The sequence below is a fragment of the Streptomyces sp. NBC_00158 genome, assembly GCF_045160885.1.
Taxonomy (GTDB): domain Bacteria; phylum Actinomycetota; class Actinomycetes; order Streptomycetales; family Streptomycetaceae; genus Streptomyces.
Genome location: NZ_CP108161.1, coordinates 6495008 through 6517151, shown reverse-complemented (window position 1 = coordinate 6517151; position 22144 = coordinate 6495008). Strand labels below are relative to the sequence as shown.

The following is a 22144-nucleotide window of genomic DNA, read 5'->3' as shown; positions in this document are numbered from 1 at the left end:
CGATCCCGGGTTCGGCCGGTTACGGCGGTAAGCGTCCTGCTTACGCCTCCATGGTGAGCCACAACCTCATGGGAGGACATCATGGACACCGCCACAGTGAACGGCATCCGGCTGGAACACGAGATCCGCGGAACCGGGGAGCCGGTCCTGCTCATCAGCCCGGTCCTCGCCGACGGGTTCGCCCCGCTCCTCGCCGAACCGGCACTCACCGAGCGCTACCGGCTCGTCCGCTACCACAAGCGGGGCTGGGGCGGCAGCACCCACACCCCCGGACCGGTCACGGTCGCCGACCACGCCGCCGACGCCATCGCGCTGCTCGACCACCTCGGCATCGGCCGCACCCACGTGGCGGGACACTCCAGCGGCGCGGCGGTCGCCGCCCAGATGGCCCAGGACCATCCCGACCGCATCGCGACGGTCGCCCTGCTGGAGCTCTCCCTGCTGTCCGTACCCGCGGGCGAGGCGTTCTTCACACAGGCGGCGCCGGCGTTCGGAGCGTACGCCGACGGGGACGCCGAACGCGCCATCGAGCTGTTCCTGTCCCTCGTCAGCGGCATGGACGGGGAACGCTGCCGGGCCCTGCTCGAAGACCGCATGCCGGGCAGCGTCGAGCAGGCGGTCAAGGATGCCGACACGTTCTTCGGGATCGAGCTCCCCGCCCTGGCCGAGTGGCGGTTCAACCCGGAAGACGCCGCGGCGATCCGCCGACCGGTGCTGTCCCTGCTGGGAAGCGACACCCTACGGCTGTGGGTCGAGGTCGCCGAGTTCCTCCGCTCGACCGTGCCCGACGTCGAGGAGTGCGTCATCGACGACGTCGGCCATCTGCTCCACATCGAACGGCCCCGGCCGGTCGCCGAGGCCCTGGCCCGGTTCCTGGAGCAGCACCCGATCACATCCTGACCACGGGCGCCGCGCCCGGGCCCGCTCACGACGTGCCGGGGGCGTGGGACGACGCTCGGCCCCTTCGGGTGCACGGTCTGCGCGGTCACCTCCGCAGGTTCCACGGCAGCAGGATCATCCGTGCCGCGACGACGGGGTGCCGACGGGGCGTCGCCGGGGTTCCGCCATCGGTCTCTCCGGCGTCCTCGCCCCTTCGCGCGTTTCGGATGCGGAGGCCGTTTGCGGCTTCGTCGGTCATCAGGGTGCCGACGGCCCGGACGTTGCCGGGGAGGGCGGCAGCGGTCATGAGCCGGTCCACCGCGGCCGGCTCGGTCTCGGGCGGGATCACCAGCAGGTCGCAGCGGCCGACGGCGTAGGAGAGCAGGATCATCTTGTCGGAATCCTGTTCCGTGAAACAGCCCACGTGCACGATGTGCCCTGCGACGAAAACCCTGTGCGGGACGACGAGCCAGCAGGTGGGATTCACCGCGACGCGTGTGACGCGTCCGAAGCGGCCCTCCAGCGCCTCGACCAGTGACGGAAGCTCAGCTACGAGATCGCGGGACCTGGGCCACCACGCGCCGTCCAACAGGCCGGCGAGGGCGGTCTTCGGTGTCAGGGCCAAACGTGCGGGGAACAGGGAAGCGGTAGCAGGCATGATCGCGGACCCATTTCCGGACCGCCCTGCCGGGCGGCTCCTTGATCGCCGGAAACGACGTCCGCGCGGTCGCGGGTGCACGAGTTACTCCCGGTAATCCCAGCCTACTCCGCTGCGGGGCCGGACGAGCGGTTTCGAGAGCCGGCCTGGACGGCGACGCCCGGGGGCGAAGCGCCCACGCGCCCCGCTATCCGCGCCACTCGACCAGGACGAGGGTGGCGTCGTCCGAGGTGACTTCGCCGCGTGCCCGCTTGAGCGTGTGGGAGAGGTCCCGCGCCACCGCGCGGACCGCACGGTCCGTCTCCTCCAGCTGGTTCACCCAGTCGATCAGCTGGTCCTCGCCGAACTGCTCCTGCCCGCTCTCGTGTTCCTCGATCAGCCCGTCGGTGAAGCAGAGGATGCGATCCCCCGGTTCGAGCGCCACCTCACTGACCTGCGGCTGCGCTCCCCCGAAGCCGACGGGCAGGGTCGTGGGACTGTCCAAGCGGCCCACGACGCGGTGCCCGCGGACCAGCATGGGGGCAGGGTGGCCGGCATTGACCCACTGCAGGCGGCCCGTGTCCGTGTCGAGGCGCATCATCTGGGCGGTGACGAAGTGGTCGGGCGCGAACTGCTCGGCCACCGCCCGGTCCATGTAGAGGTAGATCTCGGACAGCTCGATGCTGATCCGGCGGGCGTGCCGGTACGCGCCGATGGCCACCGTGGCCATCGCGGCCGCGTTCAGGCCGTGTCCCATGGCGTCGATCATCGCGAGGTGGAAGGTGTCCCCGTTCAGCGCGTAGTCGAAGCTGTCGCCCGCCACGTCGTAGGCGGGCTCCAGGACTCCTGCGACGGTGACGCGTGGCGTCACCATGACCAGGGGCGGCATCAGCGACCACTGGACCTCCGCGGCAACACTCATCGGCTCGCTGCGCCGGGTGCGGAAGAAGACGTCGGTGTAGCCGTTCTTGCTCTCCATCATGTCGGCGGCCAGGCCCGCGATCCTGCGCAGGATCCGGCGGTCGTCGTCATCGAGCCGGTCCAGCGTGACGGCCAGGACGCCCGCCTGGTCGCCGCCGTCCCACAGCGGCACGAAGACGCGCACCCCTTCGCCCAGCACCACCTCGACCGGCCGGGACGTGAGAAGGCACCGGCCCGCATCCGAGCGGTCGATGCACAGCGGTTCACCACCCGCCAGCCCCTCGCCCTCCAGGGGAACCAGCTTCTCCTGCCCGTAGTCCTGGAGGAGGATCTGCACCTGCCGTCCTCCCAGCCGGGTCACCGTGCCGGCCACGGCCGGACCGACCAGATGAGGCGGCAGCTCCGTGGCGAGGTCCAGGAGCCCACCCAACAGCTCCTCCCCGAAACTCTCGGAGCGGTCCGGCCCCCCGCCCTGTCGGGCTGCCATCCAGGTGCCTCCAATCACGCGGGGTGCGCAACCCTGTCCGGCACAGCCGTAGGCGACGCGGGCACCGGGCTCCCAGGAGCGCGCCCGGAGCCGGTCAGACACATGGCCCGAACCCGCACCGCGGGCTCACCCACAAGAATGCCCCTCGCCGGCCCGGCAAGCCACACCGGCCGCCGGGAACAGCACCGCCGACGAGGACGTCCGCGAGAGCGGCATCGGTCAGGTTCGCGGGCGCCCCGTACGCACGGTCGAGGCGGCGCTTCGCCAAGCCGAGGACGTGGCTGCTGTCCGGTCTTCCCGGATCGGGCAGCATCGAGGCGAGCCGCTCGGCCTGATGCTCGCGCTCCGGGACCAGGCCGATGAGCACGGTGTCGGTGTTGGAGTAGCGGAAGTCAGTCCCGGGCGGGAACGACGGCGACTCCTCGATCCGAGCCCGGTGCCGCGCCGTTCACCCCGGCTGGACCAGGCCGTGGCGGTAGGCCAGGGCCACCAGTTGGGCGCGGTCGCGGGCGCCGAGCTTGGTCAGGGCGCGGCTGACGTGGGTCTTGGTGGTTGCCGGGCTGATGACCAGCCGGGCGGTGATCTCGTCGTTGCCCAGGCCCTGGGCGGCCAGCGCGACGACCTCGCGCTCGCGTGTCGTGAGCTGCGCGAACACGTCGTGGTTGACGGAGGTGGACGGGTCGGTCATCCGGGCGATCAGGCGGCGGGTCAGGCCAGGGGACAGCAGCTCCTCGCCGCCCGCGACCACCCGGATGCCGTGGAGGAGCTGGGCGGGGTCGGTGTTCTTGAGCAGGAAACCGCTCGCGCCCGCGCGGAGGCCGGCGATGGCGTAGTCGTCCTCGTCGAACGTGGTGAGGATCAGCACGCGGACGCCGGCCAGGCCCGGGTCGGCGACCACCCGCCGGATGCCCTCGATTCCGTCGGCGCCGGGCATCTGCACGTCCATCAGGATCACGTCGGGGCGGGTGGCGCGGGCGAGGTCGGCGGCGGCGGCTCCGTCGCTCGCCTCGCCGACCACCGTCATGTCCGGTTCGCTGTCGACCAGCATCCGGAAGCCGCCGCGCACCAGCGCCTGGTCGTCGGCGATGAGCACCTTGATCACGGGGTGTCCTTCCTGATCGGCAGTGCGCAGCGCACTTCGAATCCGCCCTCGGGCCGTGGCCCGGCGACGAGCGTTCCGCCGAGCTTCCGCGACCGTGCCCGCATGCCCTCGATCCCGTGGCCGCCGACCGTCGTCGCCGCGTCGGCCGGCTTCCCGTCGTCGCTGACGATGACCTCCAGCATCTCGCCCTGGTCCGCACCGTAGTTCAGCTCCACCCGTACGGTCGAGGCGCGCGCGTGCCGCCGTACGTTGGTCAACGACTCCTGGATGATCCGGAACGCCGCGAGGTCCACGGCGACGGGTACGGTCCGGTCCTCGCCCCGTACGACCAGCTCGACGGCGACCCCGGCGGTGTCGAGCAGTTTGTCCAGCTGCGCCAGGCCTCCGGTGGCCGTGCGCATGTCCGGAGAGCGCATCGCGCGCAGCAGCACCTGCACCTCCGACAGCCCCTCGTCGCTGATCCGTTTGATCGTGTTCAGTGCCTCGGACGCCTGCTCCGGCTTGCGGTGCATCACGTGTACGGCGACTCCGGCCTGCACGCTGATCGCCGCCATGGTGTGGCCGAACACGTCGTGAAGTTCGCGGGCGATCTCCAGCCGCTCCTCGGCCGCCTGCCGACGGGTCTGGTCGGACCGGGCCTCGGCGATCCGTTCGGCCTGCTCGCGGGCTCCCGACGCGAACGCCCGGTGGTAGTGGACCGCCGCGCCCAGGGCGGTCGCGGCGGCCTCCAGCGGTACGCCGTTGAACACCTGATCGCCGAACCACTGCCCGTTCAGAGCCCATCGGACCGTGACGACCGTGACCGCGGCGGTCAGCAGGCCGCCCGCGACGCCCGGCCGCAGGCCCCGGTAGGCGGCGAGCGTGTAGCAGCCGATCAGCGGTGCGAGGGTGATCAGCCTGCCGTGGTAGTCGAAGTGGAACCACGCGAACGTGATGACGTTGACCGCCAGCAGACTGGTGACGGGGAACCCGCGCCGAAACGTCACCGCCGCGCCGGCCGCAGCAGCGAGGGCGACCGCCCCCAGGTCCAGCGGACCGGAGGGGCCGGGCGGTCCCACCTCCAGGAGGCTGGTCGCGAGGACCAGAGTGGCCAGGCCTGCGCCCAGCCCGATGTCGGCCGCTCCTGCCATGTCCTACTCCCCCACCCTGATCAACGCGCGCATTCCCTGCGCCGCGAACATCCTGCCGGTTCGCAGGTCCCGTACCCAAGTGACCAACGCGTAGGTTCCGGGCGGGAGTTCTGCGCACAGGGTCACCGACCGGCCGGGAGACAAGGGCACTACGCCCGTGGGGCCGCCGGTGAACGGCGAGCCCGTCGGACGCCGTCCGGCGTCGACGGCGGTGAAGAACACGTCCAGGTCGGCGAGGGAGGTCCCGGGCCGGACGGGCATGAGCATGGCCTCGTTGTGCTGCCGCGACCGGTTGACCACGAGCGCCGGCCCCGTCAGCGCGGGCGGTGCGTCGAACCGCCCGTCCGTGAGCGTGATCCGCGCGGTGGGGCGGACGTGCGGGCCCGCGTGGCCCGGCACGACCCGCACCGGGCGCACCCGGCTCGCCAGATCCGGCAGCCCGGCATCGCGGAAGTCGATCAGGTAGTGGTCGCCCGGCGTCAGCGGGATCGTGGCCGAGGCCGGGTCGTGCGCCACGGCGACACCGCCCAGCATCTCCACGTCCCCGGCCACGGCACGGCTGCCTTCGACGGCTTCGGCCGGGTCGTCGCCCATGGCCCGCCGCAGATCGTCGAGGTAGCGGTCGAGGGTGATGCCCGGGCGGAGGCGGACGAGTCCGAGCCAGGCGCCGGAGGGATCGGTGGAACGGACGCTCAGTGTCGCCGACCCGGCGCGCAGCGTCGGCGGTGCGTCGAATCCGTCGGGCGTGACCGTGATGTCGACCGCCTGGGCGGGGACACCCCGCGCCACGGGCGCCGTCGATGCGGGGGCGGCGGCCGCGCCCGCGGGGGCGGCCGCGAGGAGGGAGACGGTGGCGAGGAGGGATCCGGCGAGGGCCGGAATCAGGATGCGCTTCATGAGGGCAACACTGGCGGCCGGGGACCGTCGTCCGCGTCCTGTCGGTGACGGCACCGGACGGGTACCGCCCGGGGATGACGCTACTGCCCTGGACGTACGCGCCGATTGCCGTTCCGGGCGGACGCGGTGCCGCGTGGCCGGGCGGCACGATGCGGTCCATGAGACGACCCCCGTACGCAGAAGGACACGGCGTCGCCGTGGAGCACGGACCGCGGCCGAAGGGACTCGCCGCGGCGAGGGCCCGGGTACGCCCTCGGCGCTGGCCCATCGCCGTCGTACGCACGCTGGCCACTGTGTTCGCTGCGGGCATCATCGCCCAGGCCGCGCTCGCGGGGCGGTTCGTGACGGGCGATGTGAACCTCCTGAAGGTTCACGGAGCGCTGGGCGGCGCGCTGATCCTGGTGCCGATGCTGTCGGTTCCCGCGGCACTGTCGCTGTGGTGGTTCGGGCGCGGACCGCTGTGGTACGTCGCGTTCCCCCTCGGACTGTTCGCCCTGACCGGCGCACAGATCGGGGCGGGGCACGGGCGGAACCTGGCGCTGCACATACCCCTCGGCCTCAGCCTCTTCGGACTCGCGGCAGGACAGCTGATCTGGGCGTACGGCTACCGCCGGCACCTCGCCGACGGGACGCCCGGCCCCGGCGCCCCGCTCACCCTCCCGGCGGCACGAGGAGAGGTCGCGCGATGACGGGCACGGGCGGGCACACGCACCGGACGGCGATGTCCCGCAGGCGCTTCCTGGGCCTCGGCGCAGGCGCCACGGTCGCCGGGCTGACCGGCGCCCTCACCACCGGCTGCTCCCCCGAGACCAGCGGCGAGCTGCTGCGCAGCGGTGGGGCGCGGCTGCCCCGGCGGTTCACGGTACCGTTGCCGGTTCCGCGGACCGCGCGGGCGGTGGGGAACGGCGGGCCGGCGGGCGGCGAACTCTTCGAAGTCGTGCAGCGCGCAGCACCGGTAGAGGTGCTTCCCGGGGTCCGCACGACGGTGTGGGGGTACGACGGGACCTTCCCGGGGCCGACCTTCCGCATGCGGTCCGGGCGCGCCGCGACCGTACGGGTGACCAACGAGCTCGCCGTACCGACCTCGACGCATCTGCACGGGGGCGTGACGCCCGCGGACTCGGACGGGTATCCGACCGACCTCGTCGTGCCGGCCGGGGGATTCCGGCCGGGCGCCGGCCCCTCGCCGACCGGGCACGGCGGCCACCGCGGCGGGTCGGGGGGCGGGCACGGGGCGATGCCGATGGCACACGTACCGCCCGACGCGTGGACGTTGCACGAGCGGACCAGGGACTACGTCTATCCGCTCGACCGTCAGCGGGCGGCAACGCTCTGGTACCACGATCACCGCATGGACTTCACCGGGCCGCAGGTGTGGCGGGGGCTGGCCGGGTTCTTCCTCGTCTCGGACGCCGCGGAGGACGCCTCGGGTCTGCCCGGGGGCGCTCGCGACGTACCGCTGATGCTGTGTGACCGCTCCTTCGACGCCGACGGGCAGTTCCGCTACCCCGCGGTCGACCCGAGCCTCACCGGCGTGCCGGGGGTGACGGAGGACTACATGGAGGGGGTGCTGGGGGACGTGCTCCTGGTCAACGGCGCCCCATGGCCCGAGATGGAGGTCGATGCCGCGCGCTACCGGTTCCGGTTCCTCAACGCGTCCAACGCCCGCCGCTACCGGCTGCGCCTCTCCCCGCCGCCGCCGGACGGCAGCGCGCCGTTCGCGCAGGTCGGCAGCGACGCCGGGCTGCTGGCCGGGCCGCGTCGGCACCACGAGGTGCCGCTCTCGCCGGCCGAACGCTTCGACCTGGTCGTCGACTTCAGCCGCTACCCGGTCGGAACACTGGTCACGGTACGCAATGCGGTGGGCGAGACGGAGGCCACCCGGGACGTGATGCGCTTTCGCGTCGTGCGCTCCGCCCGTGACGACTCGGTCGTCCGGCCCCTGCTCGCGGAACTGAACCTGCCCCGGCGGAGCGAGGCCGTCCGTACCCGCGTGTTCGACTTCCGGCGCACGGAGGCCGCCGGCACCGGGGCGATGTGGACCATCAACGGGAGGCCGTTCGAGGTTGCGGGCGACCTCGCCGACCCCGCGCTGGGGACGGTCGAACGGTGGCGGTTCTCCAGCGACTTCCACCACCCGGTCCACGTGCACCTGGCGCACTTCGCCGTGGTGGGCCGGGGCGCGGGCGGCCCGTTGGAGACGGACGGCGGCTGGAAGGACACGGTGGACGTACGCCCCTTCGAGGTCGTCGAGGTCCTGGCCCGCTTCGACGGCTACAAGGGGAGGTACATGATGCACTGCCACAACCTGGAGCACGAGGACATGGCGATGATGGCCAACTTCAGGGTCGTCTGAGGGCGGCCCCGGCACATCCCGAACCCGAGATCCGGACCATTTCCGACCAGGCCCCGCCAGAGGGCCGCGCCGACTGTCGTCCTTCGCGTCAGCCGGCCCGGAGACCGACCGCCAGCGTCAGCTCCAGGACCCGGTTGGGCGAGGCGAGGTCCGGGAACAGCTCCCGCAGTTGCGACATCCGGTAGCGGACGGTCTGGGGGTGGACGAACAACGCCGCCGCCACCTCGTCCCGCCTGCCCTGGTGGAGCAGCCACGCCCGCAAGGTCTCCTCCATCCTCCGTGCGGTCGCGACGGGCAGGGCCCGCAGGGGTGCGAGGGCTCGGGCGCGCAGGTCCGCGAACGCGTCCGCGTCGGCGCTCAGCACCAGCTCGGGCAGGTGCTCCTCGGTGTCGCGGATGTCGCCGGAGAGGGAGCGCGCGCGGGCGGCTCGTGCGTACGAGGCGGACGCGCGGGTCCACGGCCGGGCCGGACCGACCACGGCGGTGCGGCCGGCCAGCTGCCGCAGGAGGTGCGACCGGTCGGCATCGGGGACGAGCAGCACACCGGAGGCGTCCGGCAGGTCGTCGAGGACGAGGGTGCCCGGGTCGAGCGCGCGGTAGGCGGGCCGGGCATGGGCGGCGGGCAGCAGGACCGCGGTCAGCGAAACCGGGGGCTGCCATCCGGCCCGTTGGGCGGAGGCCAGCAGGACGTCCGGGCTCGCGCCGGCGAGGAGGTCCCGGGCCAGGTGTTCCAGGTGGCGCTCCTGGTCCCGGCCCCGGGCGGCCAGTTCGTCGGCGTGGCCGGCGGCGCTCGCGGCGGAGAGCTCGTCGATGTAGGCGAAGGTCAGCTCGGCGAACTTGGCGACCTCGGCGGCGGGCAGACCTGCGGGTACGGCGCCCGCCGCCAGGCACCGCCAGGCCACGCGGGCGCCGACGCGGTAGGCGCTGAGCAGGGCGTCCATCGACCGGCCGTCGCGCACCTCGCCGCGGCCCAGCTCGTAGGCCGCGTCACCGGCGTCACCGGCTGTGGCGTCCCCGCTCGCGAGGTCCAGGTAGTGCCCCAGGGCGGTGCGGACGGCTCGCCGGATGGTGACGCCCATCCGGCCCGAAAGGGCGTTGGCGTAGGGAGGGACCTCGTCGATGATCGCCTGGACGACCTCGTCGGCGGTGGTCCTCAGCGCGGCCCGGAGTGCGGTGACCGTCGTCGCGTCCAGGGACAGGTCGGTGACTCTCCGGATTGGGTGGCTCATCTTTTATTCCCTGCGAACAATTCAGCCGAGCAGATTCACGTCCTGCGGTCAGGACTTTACGCCTTGAGGCAGATCAAGCTGAAGTCATGACGAGTGCAGCCCTCCGCAGTGGGGCGTGGAAACTGCTGGAGATGGTCACGACGCCGCTGCTGCCGTCGGACTACCTCGACCTGGTCAGCCCGCTGCGTGCGGGCGCCGACCTGCGAGGGCGCATCGAGGCCGTGCACCCCGAGACGGGTGACGCCGCGACCGTCGTGATCAGGCCGGGACGGGGCTGGCGCGGCCACACGGCCGGTCAGTACGTGCGGATCGGGGTGGACGTCGACGGGAGGCGCCTGTGGCGCGCCTACTCCATCACCTCGCCGACCGGCCGCCGCGACGGCCGGGTCACGATCACCGTGAAGGCGATCCCGGGCGGCAAGGTCAGCAACCACCTGGTCCGCAGGGCGAGACCGGGCACGCTGGTCCAGCTCGACCAGGCGACCGGTGACTTCGTACTGCCGGAGGCCAAGCCCGCCAAGGTGCTCTACCTGACGGCCGGCAGCGGCATCACGCCCGCGATGGGCATGCTGCGTGACGTCGAGTTCGACGACGTCGCCATGGTCCACTGCGCGCCCCGGCCGCAGGACGTGATCTTCCGCGACGAGCTGCACGGCCTGGTGGCGGACGAGAAGCTGCGGCTCACCGAGGTGCACACCGACACGGACGGCATGCTCGACATCGCCCGCCTCGACGAGCTGGTGCCCGACTGGGCCGAGCGCGAGACCTGGGCCTGCGGGCCCGCGGGCCTGCTCGACGCCGCCGAGGGGCTCTGGCGCGAACGCGGCGTCCGGGAGCGCCTGCACACCGAACGCTTCCGCCCCGGCGTCGTCGTCACCGGTGACGGCGGCGAGGTCACCTTCAGCTCCACCGGCAAGACGGTCGACGCGGACGGCGCGACGCCGTTGCTGGACGTCGGCGAGGAGGCCGGCGTGCTCATGCCGTCCGGGTGCCGCATGGGCATCTGCTTCGGCTGCGTGACGCCGCTCAAGGCGGGCGCCGTCCGCGACCTGCGCACCGGCGAGATCACCGAGGCCGAACCGGGCGTCCTCATCCAGACCTGTGTGTCCGCCGCCGCGGGCCCCTGCGACATCGAACGGTAGGAGCACCTTGACCGCCATCGACCCCACCGCCCACCTGACCGCGGAGCAGATCGAGGAGCTCGGCCGCGAGCTGGACGCGATCCGCGACGAGGTGATCGCCGACCGGGGGGAGAAGGACGCCGCCTACATCCGCAAGGTCATCTCGGCGCAGCGCAAGCTCGAACTGGTCAGCAGGGGCGTGCTGCTGTTCTCGTTCTTCCCGCCCGCGTGGCTGATCGGCACCGCCGGGCTGTCCGTGGCGAAGATCATGGACAACATGGAGATCGGCCACAACATCCTGCACGGCCAGTGGGACTGGATGCGGGACCCGAAGATCCACTCCACCACCTGGGAGTGGGACCACGTCTCGCCGTCCGACCAGTGGAAGCACTCGCACAACGAGCTGCACCACACGTACACCAACGTGATCGGCAAGGACAACGACCTCGGCTACGGCATCATGCGCGTCGACGAGGACCAGAGGTGGCACCCGTTCCACCTCGGCCAGCCGCTGTGGAACTTCATCAACGCCTGCTTCTTCGAGTACGGCATCGCGGCGTACGACCTGGAGCTCGGCAAGAACCTGCACAAGCGCCGCCGCAAGGACCCGGAGTTCCGTGCGCGGGCCAGGGCCGTGGGCCGCAAGATCCGCAAGCAGGTCCTCAAGGACTACGTGATCCACCCGCTGCTGTCGGGCCCCTCGTTCCTCACCACGCTCGCCGCCACCTTCACCGCGAACCTGGTCCGCAACCTCTGGACCCACTCGGTGATCATGTGCGGGCACTTCCCCGAGGGCGTGCAGGTCTTCGAGCGCCGGTCGATCAAGGGCGAGACCCGCGGCCAGTGGTACCTGCGCCAGATGATGGGCTCGGCGAACATCAGCGGCAGCAGGGCCATGCACTTCATGACCGGCAACCTGTCGCACCAGATCGAGCACCACCTGTTCCCCGACCTGCCGAGCAACCGGTACGCCGAGGTCGCGGTGAAGGTCCGCGCGCTGTTCGAGAAGTACGAGCTGGAGTACGTCACCGGGCCGCTGCCCAAGCAGGTGTTCTCCGCGTGGCGCAAGGTCTTCCGGCTCTCGCTGCCGAACAGGAAGCCCAAGGCCGGGACGCCGGACCGCGAGCGGGAACTCGTCGCCGCCTGATCGCCGGGTGCGTCGTCGGCGTCCCGGGCCGGCCACAGCCGTGCGGCCGACACCGCCGCGGCGAGCGCGATCGCTCCGAGCACGACGACGGCGGCGAGGAGCCCGGCCGAGGCTCCCACCCAGCCCGCCAGGGGGTAGGTGAGCAGCCAGGCCGCGTGGGAGAGGGAGAACTGGGCGGCGAAGGCGGACGTGCGCCCCTCGGGCGGGGCCGAGCGCCGGATGAGCCGTCCCGTCGGAGTGAGGACCATCGAGCAGGCGGCGCCGAACGCCGCCCAGGCGGCCAGGAGCGCCGGCCAGCGCCAGGCGCCGGCCGGGGCGGCCGTCATCGCGCCGACGGCCGCGAACACCGGGCTCAGTACCAGGGCGCCGCGCAGCATGACGGTGCGGTCGGCGACCCGGTCGAGGATCCGCGGCAGCAGCAGCGCCACCAGCATGGAGCCGGCTCCGTACGCGCCCAGCGCGAAGGCGACGTCGCCGGTGGAGCGGCCGAGGCCGTCGCGTACGAGGACGACGGTGTTGACGGTGACCAGGGCGCTCGCGGCCGCCACGGCGAGGTTCAGGCACAGCAGGGCGCGCAGGCTCGGTACGCGGAAGAACAGGCGGCTGCCGGCCCCGGCCTTCGCGTAGGCACCGCCCGGCCGCTCCGGAGCCCGGGTGGCGGGCTTGGGCAGGACGGCGGAGACCACGAGCGCGCCGGAGGCGAGGAAGCCGCCGACGGTGCCGAGGAAGAGCCAGCCGTAGCTCATGACGGTCAGCAGGGCGGCGGCCAGGGCCGGGCTGAACAGGCTCTCCAGGTCGTAGGCGAGCCGGGAGAGGGACAGCGCCCGGGTGTAGTCCCGCTCCTCGGGCAGCACCTCCGGGATGACCGCCTGGAAGGTCGGGGTGAAGGCGGCGGAGGCGGCCTGGAGGGCGAAGACCAGGACGTAGACCTGCCAGACCTGGTCGACGAACGGCAGTGCCAGCGCCACGGCGGCCCGGGTCAGGTCGGAGCCGGCCATCAGGGTCCGGCGCGGAACCCTGTGCGCGACCGCGCCGATCGCCGGGGCGAGGGCCACGTAGGCCACCATCTTGATCGCGAGGGCGGTGCCCAGGACGGATCCGGCGCGGGGCCCGGCGATGTCGTACGCGAGCAGGCCGAGGGCCACGGTGGCCAGTCCGGTACCGGCGAGGGCGATGACCTGGGCGGTGAACAGACGCCGGTAGGTGCGGTTGCGCAGCACGGAAAGCATGCGGACGTCCTTCGCGGGGAGGAACGGACCCCACCACCGTACAGTCATGTGCGCACATGCGCACATGACTGCTGGATCTCGCGCCGTCCCCCGCCACGGCCGCGGCGGGCGACCGGCATACCCTGTTCGCATGCCCGTGAGCGAGTCACTCCCAGCTGCAAGCACTGCGCATCTGCACGCGCCGGACGACGCCCGCCTCACCGAAGCGGCCGCGGTGTTCGCCCTGCTCTCGGACACCACGCGGCTGCACCTGCTCTGGCTCCTCACCCGGGAGGAGTCCGACGTCGGCTCGCTGGCCGAGCGGTGCACGGCCTCGCGCACCGCCGTCAGCCAGCACCTGGCCAAGCTGCGGCTGGCCGGACTGGTCGAAACGCGCCGGGAGGGACGGCACGTCTTCTACCGGCTCGGCGACGGCCACCTGCGCCGCCTCGTCACGGAGGCGCTCAGCCACGCCGACCACCGGGTGAGCGGCGAGGCCCCGCACGACTGAGCCCCGGAGGCCGACCGCCGGACTCGTCCATCCCGTTCTCCGGAACGCCGCAATGCCCCGCCGGGCGTGCGTGGACCTCTTCGAGAGCCTCGGCTGCGGCCTGGAGGCCGGCTTCCCGGCCCGCACGGGCTTCGCCTCCACCGAGGTCCTCGTCTTCGCGAAGGGGGTCTGAGACGCCCCGGTCCGGCGGTGGAGGCCGTGGGGACCTCCCTCCCGGGCTCGATCTGACGGAAGCCCCCTGCGAGGGCACGTGCGTCTGGCAAGATCCGTGCCATGCACGCAGAGGGGGACGGCCTCCGTGCCTGGGTGACCCGACTGGACGACCGCGCCCTGCGAGAACTCCTCATGGTCCCGGGCATGTTGGCGCACATACCGGGGATCGCCGGCGCGGCGAAGGGGCCGACGCCGCGCGTGCGGCGCCGCGAGCTCCTGGCGGCCCGTACGTGGCTGAGCCGCGCGAGTGCGGGCGGCCTCGCGGCCATCGCGCAGTACGCGTCGGGCTTGGCCTCGCACCGCTGGGAGCGGTGCTACGGGCAACCGCCAGGGGAACGGCCGGCGTCCGACCCGGAGCAGCTGCGGCACATGCTGACCGCGGTCGATCCCGTGCTCGCGCAGATCACCCTCCACGGCCTCGCGACGAGTGGTGTCGCCGGCAGCGGGCTGGTCGCAGAGCACTGGGACGAACTCTGGGCGGCCGCCTCGACCGCCGGGAGCCCGTGCAGGTGCGAGCGCGGCGACGGGCTGTGCCGTCCTGACGGCGCGGACGGAGCCGGTGGAGAAGGGGCCGTCGAGGCCGATGCCGTACGAGGGGAAGAGGGCGACCCGTTGACCGCAGGGATCACCGATGAGCAGCTGCTCGCGTCGCGGCAGGTGCTGAGCGAACGGTCGGAGGAACTGGGCCGGCTGCTGGAGGAGGCGGCCGACCGGGTCCGGGCGGGACGGGCCGTCCCGGAGCGGCTCTCCGTACGGCTGGAGGAGTGGCGGCAGGCCCGGTCCGGGATCGCGGACCGGCTCGCCGGAGACGGGCGGGACTGGTCCGCGGGGGCGGGGTTCGCCGAACTCGACGAGATCTTGCGGGAGTTGCGGGAGCTGCGGGAAGCCGCGGCGGAGCGCGCCGAGGAGCTGGACAGGCTGCACGGGGACCGTGAGGGGCTCCGTGCCCTGCTGGAGAGGACCGCTCCCGGCGCCCCGCACCGCTCACAGCTGCAGGAGTCGTTGACCGTGCTGGAGGCGCGCATCGGCGAACTCGTGACGGCGGGGTCCCGTCCCGCCGCCGCGCCGCCGGACGACGCGTCCCCGTCCGGCACCGTGCCCGAGCAGAGCCGGGGCCTCGACGCGGGTGCCGGAACCGAACCGGCGGTGGCCCCGGAGCCCGTCCCCCCGGCCTACGACGTGGCCCCCGAGGCGGCGGCGCCGGCCGTTCCCCCGGACACGCACCCGACCGCGCTGCCCGAAGCCGAGGCGGCCGCGCACACCGGGCCGGTCACCGCCGGCGCCCAGGAGGCCGCGCCGACGGCGGAACCCGCCCCGGCCGAGGAGACACCGGCCGGTCCGGCGCCCGCCGCGGAGGCCGCCCCGCAGACGACGCCGCCGGCCGGGGCCGACCCGCGGCCGGAAGGGGCCCGCGTGGAGGCCCCCGCCGGTCCGGAGGGCACCACCGCTGGGGAGGACACCGCCGGTCCGGAGGGCACTGCCGTTCCGGAGGGCCCTGCCCGTCCGGAGGGCACCGCTGTTGCGGAGGACCCCGCCGGTCCGGAAGGTACCGCCCGTCCGGAGCGCACCACCGGTCCGGAGGCCACCGCCCGTCCGGAGGCCACCACCATTGCGGAGGACCCCGCCCGTCCGGAGCGCACCACCGGTCCGGAGCGCACCACCGGGCCCGAGGCCACCGCCCGTCCGGAGGCCACCGCTGTTGCGGAGGACCCCGCCCGTCCGGAAGGCAACGCCCGCCTGGAGCGCACCACCGGGCCGGAAGGCACCGCCCATCCGGAGGCCACCGCCCGTCAGGAGGACCCCACCCGTCCGGAAGGCACCGCCGGTCCGCAGGGCACCGCCCGTCCGCGCTTCCTGCCGTGGGCGCCGGCGTCGGACCGGGCCGACGGCGAGGCCGCGGCGACGCGGCTGGTCGGCCAGGGGCGTTTCCAGGAGGCCTACTGGGCGACGGTCGGCTCCGCCGAGCCCCCGCACCGCGCGGAATGCCTCGCCTTCGCCGAGGCCGCCTTCGCGTGCGACGACGACGGCGAGGCCGTGGCCGTGATGACCGGCTTCGACCCGGAGATCCAGCTGCTCCAGGCCGACCGGCCCGCCCTGGTGCTGGCCGCCGTGGCCTCGCTGCGGGCCGGCCTGCTGGCGGGATGGCCCAACGACCTCCTGATCCAGGCGGACCTCTCCTCCACCGTCCCCGGGAACTGGGGCAGGCTCCTGGAGCGTGCCGTCGACGCCCTGCGCCGCTACCACCGGCTCGACCTCGGTGCCACCCGGCTGACCACCGACGACATGTCGGGACTCACTCCGGAGCAGCTCTCCACCGAAGCCGACGAGCTGCGTTACGCCCTGCGGCACCAGCGCATCGGCTACACCCGGGCGACCCAGGTCAGGACCCGTCTGATCGACTCGGACCAGCCCCTGGGGAAGGCCCTGGACGGAGTCAGCGCCTGGGCGGCCGGCGGCGCCGGGGCCGCCGACCTCGACCAGGTCTGGGAGCTCTTCCGCAAGCGCGGATCCGCGGAGCGCATGATCGAGGAGGCCGACGCCGAGATCCGGACGCCGAAGCAGGCGAAGGAGCCGATCGAGGCCGCCGCCAAGAGGGCCCTGCTGCGCAGCATCGAGCAGGTCTCCGACCTGCTGTGCCGGGCCCGGGCACTGGCCGCTCCCGCCGTCAACGAGCGGGCGGACAGCGCCACCGGCCTGCGCCACGCCCTGGACCAGGTGCGCCACGAGCCGCCCCCGCCGGGCATCGAGGGGGCCGCCCTGCTCCGGCTGCGCACCTGGCTGCTCGACGGTGACCGCTCGCCCGGGAGCACCGTGCCGGCGAGCGACCCCGACTCCGTGCGCACGGCGGACCAGCCCCGGACGGAGTCCCTGCTCGCGGCTCCGGAACTCCCCCGGTCGGCCGAGGGCGCGCCCCGGCCCGAGGAGGAGGGGTTCGGGGAGGCGGTGCTCACGCTGCTGGAGCCCGTCGACGCCCGCGCGGTGCTCAGGCGGTACTGCGAGCGGGGCGACCTTCACCTCGCCGACGCCCTGGTGTCGGCGCTGGAGCAGGACCTCGTCCCCGCCCTCCCGGAGGGCGTCGGGGCCGTGCCCCGCGAATGGCGTCAGGCGCGCGACCCCGAGTGGACGCGCTGGAGCGCGGCCCACCGCAGGGCCCACGCCGCCGCCAGCGCGCTGCTCGCCGAACTGCGCACCCAGCAGCTCGACATGCAGACGGAGCGGGAGCTCGTGGGCCGGCTCGAAGAGCTGCGCAGGCCCGCCCCGGAGGGCGCGTTCGGCCGCGCCTGCGCCGGCATCACCGCCCTGGAGGCGGAGATGCGGGCGAAGGTCCGCGAGTACGTGGAGAGCCTCCACGAGAGCCTGGCCGCGCTGAACCCCCCGGACGGGGAGCTGCAGCACCTCACCTCCCTGCTCGACGCCGGGGACACGGTGACCGCCGAGGAGTGTCTGGCGCTGCTGCGCGAGGGGAAGCCCCTCCCCGTCTGGAGCGGTACGGACTCGGGTGCGGAGCTGGAGCGCTTCACCGCCGGCATCGAGCTGTCGGGGGTGCGCAAGGCGGGTGCACAGGGCTACTCCGCCCGCCCCTGGGCCGATTTCCACCTGGACGGGGAGCCCCTCACCGAGGGCGCGAAGAGCGGACTGGAATCGTGGGACGCCCTGTGCCGCCCCTCGACCCGGGGGTCGGAGTGGCAGCGGCACATCCCGTCGGTGCTGCGCGTGCTGGGGCTGGAGTGCCCGCAGACACCGGTCCGGGACCAGCGGCACGAGGTGCGCGGTGTCCTGCGGCTCACCGCCCGGGCGCGGGCGAGCGAGACGGCTCCCGGCTACGTGGCGGCCCTGGGTTCGGCGGCGTCCTCGTACACGATCCTGGTGGTCTCCGACGAACAGCGCGGCCGCAGCCCGCTGGAGCTGCTGGACAGCAGTGACTCCGGTGCCTGCCTGATCCTCTACCTGTACCCGCTCGGGCTGAACGGGCGGCGGGAGATGGCGGCCCGTGCGCGCACCGCCGCCGCCCAGCAGGCGCTGGTGGTGGACCCCGCCGTGTTCGGCTGGATCGCGGCGCGCTCGCCGCGGTCGTTCCGGGCCACCCAGCGGGTGACCCTGCCCTGGACGGCCTACAACCCGTACACGCCCTTCGTGGCCGGGCTCGTGCCGCCGGAGGTCTTCTACGGGCGCCAGGAGGAGATCGCGGCCGTCACGGACCCGCTCGGCGCGCTGTTCCTCTACGGGGGGCGGCAGCTGGGCAAGTCCGCGCTGCTGCGCAAGGTGCAGGCGTCCTTCCCCAGTGCCGCGGGGCACAAGGCCATCTACGTCGACCTCAAGGCCCGCGGCGTCGGCGAGGCCGAGCCGGCCGAGCGCATCTGGGCCGTGCTGGAGGACGAGCTCAAGCGCGTCGGCGTGCTGAGCGGGAACGCGGATTCCGGCCGGACCCCGGATGCGATGCTCGCCGGGGTGGAGAGGTGGCTGGAGGAGGGCCACGACAGGCGCGTGCTGGTGCTCGCCGACGAGGCCGACGCCTTCCTGACCGCCGACTCCAAGGCCGTGCGCGGGCGGGGCGGCGAGGCGACCTTCTCCAACGTGCTCCGGCTGAAGGGGCTGATGGACCGCACCGACCGCCGGTTCAAGATCGTCTTCGCGGGTCTGCACCAGGTCCAGCGCTTCAGCCACCTGTCCAACGTGCCCCTGACGCACGGCGGTCCGGACGTACTGATCAGCACGCTGAAGCCGGCCGAGGCGCAGCGCCTGGTCGTCGAGCCGATGGCGGCCTTCGGGTACCGCTTCGAGCGCCCCGAGCTGGTCTGGCGGGTGCTCGCCGCGACCAACTACCAGGCCTGTCTGGTCCAGATCTTCTGCGAGCGGCTCGTCGCGACCCTGCGCGGGAAGTCGCTGGCCTCGGCGAAGTGGCCGATCACGGTCACGGACGAGGACGTCCGGTCCGTGACGGGATCCGCGCAGGTCCACCGGCACATCGCGGAGCGGCTGCGGATCACCATCAACCTGGAGGACCGCTACCGGGTCCTGGCCCTCGTGATCGCCCTGCGCAGCCAGGAGGACCGCTACCGGTACGGCTACGACGCCGACGAGCTCCTGAGGGCCGCCAAGGAGCGCTGGCGGGAGGGGTTCAGCTCGCTCACCGCCAGCGACGTACGGATCTACCTGGACGAGATGGTCGGCCTGGGCCTGCTCATCCGGCTGGCCGACGCCCGCCTGTACGCCGTCCGCAGCCCGAACGTCGTCAGCATGCTGGGAACCCGCGAGGACCTCGAACTCGAACTGCGGCAGACCGAGTTCGACCTTCCCTACGACTACAACCCCCGGTTCTCCAGGCGTTTCGTCGGGCCGGACGGCGAGGGCATCGCGCGCTACAGCCCGCTCACCGAACACCAGCTGCACCTGGTGACGGCTCCCGGGGTGGCCGCGGTCTGCCTGACCCGGGCCCACGGGCCGGCCCTCGTGAAGCGCGCGGTGAAGTCGTACTCCACCGCGCGCGGGCTGGACTTCCAGGAGGTGGCCGCCGGCACCCCGCCCGCGGCCCTGATGGAGGGCACGGACGGACGGCCGTTCCTGATCCTGGCCGACGTCCGGGGCCGCGGGGGCACCGAGGTCGCCGACTGGGCCAGGGCCCTGCACGCCCACACCGCCGCTCCGGAGGGCGCGGTGCCGCACCGGACGGCCGTCCTGCTGGTGGACCCGGCCGAGCCCGGTCAGAAGGAGGAGCTCATCACCTGCGTGGTGCGCCCCGAGCGGTGGACCGCGGACAGTCTCCGCGCCTGGCCGGAGTGTCCGTTCGACACCCCGGACAAGCGACGGCGGGTCATCGAGCTCACCGGTGGCTGGCCCCACCTGCTGGAGCGGACCGTGCACCGCATCACGCGGGAGGGTTCCACGCTGGAAGCCGCGCTGGAGGACGCCCGGGACTTCATCGGGCAGCGCGACTTCGCCCGTGTGCACCTGGAGCGGGTCGGACTCGAACCCGGCCTGGCCGAGGTGCTGACCGAGTGGAGCCAGTACGTGGAGCCGGGCGAGGGGTGCACGTACGCCGACATCGCGTCGGTCACCGGGATGCCGATCGAGGAGGTCGGGCCGCTCGTGGGCCGGCTGCTCGACCACGGCGTGCTGGACGACGGACCGGAGGGCTGCTCGCTGGACCGGATCACCTTCCGGGCGCTCCAGGTCCTGTCGGAACCGTCGTGACGGCGACGTCCCACGGGGCCGCCGGAACCGAGGTGACCGCCGGGGCCGCCGGAACCGAGGTGACCGCCGGGGCCGACGGCACCGCCGGGACCGGGGTGACCGCGCTGCCCGGAGCACGGCTGTGGGTGCGAAGGCTGCTCGGCGACCTGCGGGCGGGACGGAGCTGCCTCTGCCTCCTCCCGCAGGTCCACCTGACCGGATCGCCGGCCACTGCCGAGGCCCTGCTGGACGAACTCCTCCACGAGCTGGCGGACTTCACCCTCGTACCCGCGCCCGGCGACGGCGTGCCGACCGCGGGACCCGGCCCGGCCCCGCCGCCTCCCCCGTCCCCGGACCCGTGGGGCGGCATGGACCCGATCCTGGACTACGACGACGGGCTGTCCGCCTTCTCCGGCGTACGGACGGGGAACGCCGCCGTGCCGCGGACCCGTGCGGCCCCGGCACCGGACGGACCGCCGGAGGAGCTCGGCCCGCACTCCCTGGCCGACCGGATCCTCAAGGAGCTGGGTGACTCCGCCGCCGACGCAGACCGGCACGGTGGGACCGAAGGGCTCCTCGAACGCCTCACCGCCGCCCCGGCGGACCCCGGCGCTGCCCGGGTGATCGTGGTGCGCGGCTGGCGGGAACCGGCCCCCACGGCCGCCACCGACCTGCTGCGGCGGCTGTCCGCGACGGTCAAGGCCGCGGGCCTGCCTCCGGGCCGGCGCCCGCGGCTGCTGGTGCTGGCCTCCTCGGCGGGGCTCCCCGTGGAACTGCCGGAGCAGATCGCGCGCGAGGACGTCGGCGTGCACTGGTGGTGGGGCGTCCTGGGCCGGCTGGACACGGCCACCGTGGTTTCCATGACCCGGCCGCGCCCGCCGGGGCCCGCGGCCCGCCACCAGCTCCTGGAGGCGGTGGCGCAGGCCACCGTGGTCGAGGTGTGCGGTCCCTTCCTCGATCTGGCGGCGCGGCTGGCGGTCGAGTGGGACGGGCTCCCGGACGGCCTCCCCGCCCACCTGCTGCGGCTCACGGCCGGACCGGATCCCGACCGGGGGGTGCCCGTGCCCGGCCCTCGGAACGCGGAGCCCACGGCGGCCCCGCTCCATCCGAACGCCGCGCTGCGCGCCGAGTGGGACCGGGGCACGCTCGACAGGTGGGACGGGCGGCTGCGCCGCCGCCCCGACGGCGGGGCCGAACGCGAGCACAGCGTACGCACCCGGATCTGGCTGGCGCAGAACCACGCGCTGCTGCCCCTGCTCGACGAGGCCCGGGAGCAGTTCACCGAAGTGATCGGGGTCCGGTCGCGGATCTCCGGAACCGAACTCGCCGCCCTCTACGGCCCACGGGCCGAAATGGAACTCGGGGCGATGTGGCGCGCCCACGTGCAGGGCCACGTACGGCTCAGCCGGCCGGAGGCCGACCGGCTGCGCACCCTGCGGGCGTCCCGCAACAAGCTCGCCCACCGCACCGCGCTCGACAACGCCGCCCTGGAGGCCCTGGTGCGCGTGCTGTGCTCCTGAGGTGCCGCGCTCACCCTCCGAGGAGGGCGCGGGCTTCCGAGAGCAGGCGCAGGAGTTCGGTGCGCGGGGGCGTGTCCGGGGTGTCCGGGGTGTCCGGGGCGGGGTGGGGGGTGCGGGTGGTCAGGACGTGCAGGGCCACGGCGGCCTGGCGGGCGAAGAGGCCCAGCAGGTCCAGTTCGGGCAGGCCGGAGCGGGCCTGGGGGGACGGGTCGAGCACCTCCAGGACGCCGAGGACCCGGTCCCCGCGGACGAGGGGGGCCGCCATCAGCGCGTCCGGGACGTAGCCGGTGGACTCGGCGATGTCCCGGTCGAATGAGGCGCTGGCGCGCAGGTCGTCGACCACCATCGGCTCGCCCGAGGCGGCGACCCAGCCGGCGATCCCCCGGCCCGCCGGGAACCGCCGGCCCACCAGGAACTCCTGTCCCTGTCCGGAGACGGCGGCGAAGGCGAGCTCGTCGGCCGCGGCGTCCAGGAGCATGATGGAACTCGCCTGTGCGCCGAAGATGGCGCGCGCGGTGTCCACCACCGACTGGAGGAGTTCCGCCACGGCGGGGTCCGGCCGGGGTGCTGCGGGCGGGGCGGGGGCGGTCGTCTGGGCCATGGGGGCTTCCCTTCC

At 73.6% G+C, this 22144-nt stretch carries 15 protein-coding genes and 1 pseudogene; 8 read left to right on the top strand and 8 right to left on the bottom strand.

All coding sequences use genetic code 11. From position 1 onward, the window contains the following. The first annotated feature begins 81 nt into the window (after nucleotides 1–81). The gene (locus OG553_RS29875) at nucleotides 82–900 is read left to right on the top strand and encodes an alpha/beta fold hydrolase (protein WP_405981947.1); all 819 of its coding nucleotides are present in this window, start codon (nucleotides 82–84) and stop codon (nucleotides 898–900) included. A gap of 85 nt (nucleotides 901–985) precedes the next feature. Here OG553_RS29875 and OG553_RS29870 read toward each other — a convergent pair whose 3' ends face one another. The 5 genes from OG553_RS29870 to OG553_RS29850 form a co-directional block, all read right to left on the bottom strand. Next, nucleotides 986–1537 (bottom strand): DUF5994 family protein, encoded by a 552-nt coding sequence (locus tag OG553_RS29870; RefSeq protein WP_405981946.1) that lies wholly within the window; start codon nucleotides 1535–1537, stop codon nucleotides 986–988. A gap of 187 nt (nucleotides 1538–1724) precedes the next feature. Beyond that, nucleotides 1725–2924: a PP2C family protein-serine/threonine phosphatase gene (locus tag OG553_RS29865; protein ID WP_405981945.1), complete on the bottom strand. Its 1200-nt coding sequence runs from the start codon at nucleotides 2922–2924 to the stop codon at nucleotides 1725–1727. Between the two features lie 448 nt (nucleotides 2925–3372). Then, nucleotides 3373–4026 carry a response regulator gene (locus OG553_RS29860; protein ID WP_405981944.1) on the bottom strand — a complete coding sequence of 218 codons (654 nt, stop codon included), beginning with the start codon at nucleotides 4024–4026 and terminating at the stop codon, nucleotides 3373–3375. Further along, a complete protein-coding gene (locus OG553_RS29855) occupies nucleotides 4023–5156 on the bottom strand; it encodes a sensor histidine kinase (RefSeq protein WP_405981943.1) in 1134 nt (377 codons plus the stop codon). The genes OG553_RS29860 and OG553_RS29855 overlap by 4 nt, the downstream gene beginning before the upstream one ends. A gap of 3 nt (nucleotides 5157–5159) precedes the next feature. Next, nucleotides 5160–6053 (bottom strand): hypothetical protein, encoded by an 894-nt coding sequence (locus OG553_RS29850; protein ID WP_405981942.1) that lies wholly within the window; start codon nucleotides 6051–6053, stop codon nucleotides 5160–5162. Between the two features lie 158 nt (nucleotides 6054–6211). Here OG553_RS29850 and OG553_RS29845 point away from each other — a divergent pair, with 158 nt between their 5' ends. Then, nucleotides 6212–6742 (top strand): hypothetical protein, encoded by a 531-nt coding sequence (locus tag OG553_RS29845; RefSeq protein ID WP_405981941.1) that lies wholly within the window; start codon nucleotides 6212–6214, stop codon nucleotides 6740–6742. Continuing rightward, nucleotides 6739–8409, top strand: coding sequence for a multicopper oxidase family protein (locus OG553_RS29840; RefSeq protein WP_405981940.1), 1671 nt, complete (start codon nucleotides 6739–6741; stop codon nucleotides 8407–8409). Before OG553_RS29845 ends, OG553_RS29840 begins: the two co-directional genes overlap by 4 nt. 88 nt (nucleotides 8410–8497) lie before the next feature. On the opposite strand, the gene OG553_RS29835 is transcribed toward OG553_RS29840, so the two are convergent. Then, nucleotides 8498–9637, bottom strand: coding sequence for a helix-turn-helix domain-containing protein (locus OG553_RS29835; protein WP_405981939.1), 1140 nt, complete (start codon nucleotides 9635–9637; stop codon nucleotides 8498–8500). A gap of 86 nt (nucleotides 9638–9723) precedes the next feature. Here OG553_RS29835 and OG553_RS29830 point away from each other — a divergent pair, with 86 nt between their 5' ends. Together OG553_RS29830 and OG553_RS29825 are read left to right on the top strand one after the other, a co-directional pair. After that, nucleotides 9724–10779 (top strand): ferredoxin reductase, encoded by a 1056-nt coding sequence (locus OG553_RS29830; protein ID WP_405981938.1) that lies wholly within the window; start codon nucleotides 9724–9726, stop codon nucleotides 10777–10779. Nucleotides 10780–10786: 7 nt separating this feature from the next. After that, nucleotides 10787–11905 (top strand): fatty acid desaturase family protein, encoded by a 1119-nt coding sequence (locus tag OG553_RS29825; protein ID WP_405981937.1) that lies wholly within the window; start codon nucleotides 10787–10789, stop codon nucleotides 11903–11905. Here OG553_RS29825 and OG553_RS29820 read toward each other — a convergent pair. Beyond that, nucleotides 11830–13134, bottom strand: a pseudogene (locus tag OG553_RS29820) (MFS transporter); the annotation flags it as partial. The gene OG553_RS29825 and the pseudogene OG553_RS29820 overlap by 76 nt on opposite strands. Before the next feature lie 130 nt (nucleotides 13135–13264). Here OG553_RS29820 and OG553_RS29815 point away from each other — a divergent pair. From OG553_RS29815 to OG553_RS29805, 3 genes are all read left to right on the top strand, one after another. Further along, nucleotides 13265–13624, top strand: coding sequence for an ArsR/SmtB family transcription factor (locus OG553_RS29815; RefSeq protein ID WP_405981936.1), 360 nt, complete (start codon nucleotides 13265–13267; stop codon nucleotides 13622–13624). Between the two features lie 273 nt (nucleotides 13625–13897). After that, nucleotides 13898–20029, top strand: a complete 6132-nt coding sequence (locus OG553_RS29810; RefSeq protein ID WP_405981935.1) for a hypothetical protein — start codon at nucleotides 13898–13900, stop codon at nucleotides 20027–20029. Then, nucleotides 20026–21528 carry a hypothetical protein gene (locus OG553_RS29805; RefSeq protein WP_405981934.1) on the top strand — a complete coding sequence of 501 codons (1503 nt, stop codon included), beginning with the start codon at nucleotides 20026–20028 and terminating at the stop codon, nucleotides 21526–21528. Before OG553_RS29810 ends, OG553_RS29805 begins: the two co-directional genes overlap by 4 nt. Nucleotides 21529–21538: 10 nt before the next feature. On the opposite strand, the gene OG553_RS29800 is transcribed toward OG553_RS29805, so the two are convergent. Continuing rightward, nucleotides 21539–22129 carry a GAF domain-containing protein gene (locus tag OG553_RS29800; protein WP_405981933.1) on the bottom strand — a complete coding sequence of 197 codons (591 nt, stop codon included), beginning with the start codon at nucleotides 22127–22129 and terminating at the stop codon, nucleotides 21539–21541. Between the last annotated feature and the right edge of the window lie 15 nt (nucleotides 22130–22144).